Genomic DNA, 3009 nt, shown 5'->3' on the forward strand with positions numbered 1-3009 from the left:
GGTGACCTCACTCGAAGAGTTGGCGGATCCGGTCCTGGAAGGTGAGCACCGACAGCACGCCGAACAGCAGGAACGACCAGATCAGGGCCCCGAGCCGGACGCCCCGGATCCGGATCGGCTCGGGCAGGATCCGCCGGTTGATCAGGATCAGCAGGCCGGAATACAGGAACATCATGAAGCCGCCCACCACCGCCGAGATCACCAGCAGCACGATCGGCTGGCTGAAGCCGGCGACCAGCACCACGATGCCGATCAGGACCAGGCCCCACACCAGCGCCGCGTACACCTTGCTCTCGTTGGCGTTGCGGGCGTAGGAGGTCTTGATGACGTCGGCGGCCAGCCGGCTGGTGTAATCCACGATGCCCAGCGCCGCGGCGAGCAGCGAGAACGCGCCGATGATCCAGAACAGGTACTGGAACCACGAGCCGACCCGTTCGGCCAGCACCTGGCCCTCGATCTCGAGGAACCCGATGCCGTTCTCCAGGCCCTCACGTCCGAACACTGTGGAGTACGCGAGCAGCGAGGTGAACACGATCGTCAGGAAGGTGATCAGCACGAACGTGGTGAGCTGCTCGACGTTCGCGAACTTCCACCAGCCGCGCCAGCGTCGCAGGTTCTCCGTCGTCGGCTCGAAGGCGTAACCGGTGCTCGGCGCCGCCTCGGGCCGGCCGGTGACCGGGCTGACCAGCCGCGGGACGTACGTACCCATGCCGAAGCCCTTGTCCCGGATCCAGTTCGACTGCACCAGGTTCTGCCCGCCGCCGGCGCCGGCGAAGGCGAGCGCGCCGAGCAGCAACGCGAAGCCCAGCTCGTTGATCGGCAGGCGCGGCTGAGTGACGACCTGCGGCAGGTCGCTCCACGCCGCCGCGCCGATCGCGAAGATCGCGCCGATGACGAAGAGCGCCAGCACCGCCGCGACCTTCACCATCTGCGCCCTCTCGAGGGCCACGTAGACGACCGGCGCCAGCGTGAGAACCAGCCCGATGGCCACCAGCATGCCGACGGCGATCATGGTGCGGTTGCCGCCGAAGATGTACGTCGTGAGCGTGGCGGAGCTGGTCACCCACCCCGGCCACAGGTTGGCGAAGTAGCTGAGGATCGCGAAGACCAGCCCCCAGTGCCGCCAGTACCGGCTGAAGCCGGTGAGCGCCGTCTCACCGGTGGCCAGCGTGTACCGCTCGATCTCCATGTTGAGGAAGTACTGCGTGATCAGCCCGACCAGCGCGGCCCACACGAAGACCAGCCCCACCTGTGAGGCGATGTACGGGAACAGCACGAACTCGCCGGAGGCCAGGCCGACGCCGGCGGCGATGATGCCCGGCCCGATCAGCCGCCAGTAGTTGGGCGGCGCGTCCGGCATATCGCGGATCTCAGGACCCGGAAGATGGCGAGTGGGGAAGGCCGCCGCTACACCGGCCGTCTTGGTCACATCATCGGAAGTCGCCACGGCAGCTCCTCGATCGGGAGCCTCAACCCTGGCCGGGACTACCGAGGCGTGTCAAGCATCACAGAGGGCGCAGTGGGGCCAGCTGCACGGTCCACGTCCGGGCGCCGCCGACGGCCGTCATGGCCTGGCGGAGAAGATCGCAGCCCAGCTGGGGCGTGCCCTCCGCGAAGCCGCGGTTGATCAGGTCGACCGCCCGCGTGTGGTCGCCCGCGTCGAGAGCACTCGAGAGTCCGTTGGTCAGGGCCGCCGCGAGCGCCGCGTTGAAACTATCCGCACCCTTCTCACGGAGAGTCTTGCGGGGCTCACGCAACGCTGATGGGGCTGCCGTAGGCACGGACATATACGTCACATCGATCTCCTGTCGTGGCTGGTGGCGAAGTAACGACCGTCCGCCCCCACGATCACGGGCCACGGGACAACCGATCCATGACTAACTCTACGCGCCGTCCGGCCGACCACGCGCGCGGCGAACGCGCACGTGATCGGCCGCATGATCAGCTCGGTTCTCATTCCCCGGCGGTCTGACGCCCGGCGGCGGGCCGCTACCGGCGAATGAAGCCGCCGGCGGTGGGGTGTGACGGTTCAGCCGGGCGAGGACCGGGGTCTGGGGAGCGCGGCGTAGGCGGCCGCGGCCAGCGCGGCGTGCCCGGCGGCGTCGGGATGGTCGCCGTCCGGCGTGAGCAGAGCGGTCGGGTCCCGTTCGCCCGAGTCGCCCTTGAACGCCGCGGCGGTGTCCACATAGACCGCCCCGGTCGAGGCGGCGGCCCGCGCCAGGGCGTCGTTGCAGGCTTCGGTGGCCGAGGCGGCCTCGGCCACACCGTCGTCGCCGTAGTCCGCCCGGCCGACGTCGCCGTCCTCGACCACGTTCCAGTAACCGAAGATCAGCACCGACGCCGAGGGACGCAGCCGGTGAACGGTGTCGACGGCGGCGATGACGTTGCGCCGCACGGTGTCCGCGACCGCGGTGTAGGACCCGCCGCCGGCGTCGAACACGGCCGCCACGTCGTTCGCGCCGGCCATGACCAGGACGACGTCGGCCGCCGCCACCGCCGCCCGTGCCGGTGCCGCGCCCACCTGGTTGAGCAGCTGGTCGCGCACGTCCGCCGAGGTGAAGCCCGGTTGTGCCAAGTTGTCCGACCCCGCACCGATCCGTCGCGCGTACAGGTCGGGGAAGGGCTCGCAGTCGCAGGCCGTGCCGGCCGGAACCGAGTCGCCCACGGTGACCACCCGCGCCGCCGGCACGCTGGAAACGGTCCGCGCCGGCGTGCCGCAGCCGGCCACCATCAAGGCGGCGAGAGCCGTGGCAGCCACCCACCGATTCACGAGGTGATCGGCCGGGCCAGCCGGCCGGAGAGCCAGTCGAAGGCAGGGCCCTCCATCGCCTGCCACACCGCATCGCTGTGCCCGCCGTAGGCGACCACGGCGGTGGTCGCGGTGAGCGGAGGGCGGGCCAGCCCGGCGAGCAGCTGACTGTCGGCGCGGGAATGCCGGTCGTCGCTTATTTTAAACGTGGAATGATTATATGTCCTAGAAAGGGCTTAAAATGCAAAATAAAAAGACTA

Annotated in this window: 3 protein-coding genes; all 3 read right to left on the minus strand. The window is 69.3% G+C overall.

The features are described from left to right. Positions 1-7: 7 nt before the first annotated feature. The 3 genes from AB0M20_RS35195 to AB0M20_RS35205 all read right to left on the minus strand — a co-directional run bounded on the left by AB0M20_RS35195 (position 8) and on the right by AB0M20_RS35205 (position 2758). Positions 8-1447 carry an Nramp family divalent metal transporter gene (locus tag AB0M20_RS35195; protein ID WP_364304801.1) on the minus strand — a complete coding sequence of 480 codons (1440 nt, stop codon included), beginning with the start codon at positions 1445-1447 and terminating at the stop codon, positions 8-10. Between the two features lie 58 nt (positions 1448-1505). After that, a complete protein-coding gene (locus tag AB0M20_RS35200; RefSeq protein ID WP_364304803.1) occupies positions 1506-1787 on the minus strand; it encodes a hypothetical protein in 282 nt (93 codons plus the stop codon). Positions 1788-2029: 242 nt separating this feature from the next. After that, positions 2030-2758, minus strand: coding sequence for an SGNH/GDSL hydrolase family protein (locus AB0M20_RS35205; RefSeq protein WP_364304805.1), 729 nt, complete (start codon positions 2756-2758; stop codon positions 2030-2032). Positions 2759-3009: the final 251 nt, after the last annotated feature.

Origin of the sequence: Actinoplanes sp. NPDC051633, from assembly GCF_040681735.1 — a bacterium.
GTDB lineage: Bacteria > Actinomycetota > Actinomycetes > Mycobacteriales > Micromonosporaceae > Actinoplanes.

Coding starts and splice junctions, on each gene's coding strand:
- AB0M20_RS35200 (WP_364304803.1), bottom strand. CDS start 1,787: ATGTCCGTGCCTACGGCAGCCCCATCAGCGTTGCGTGAGCCCCGCAAG.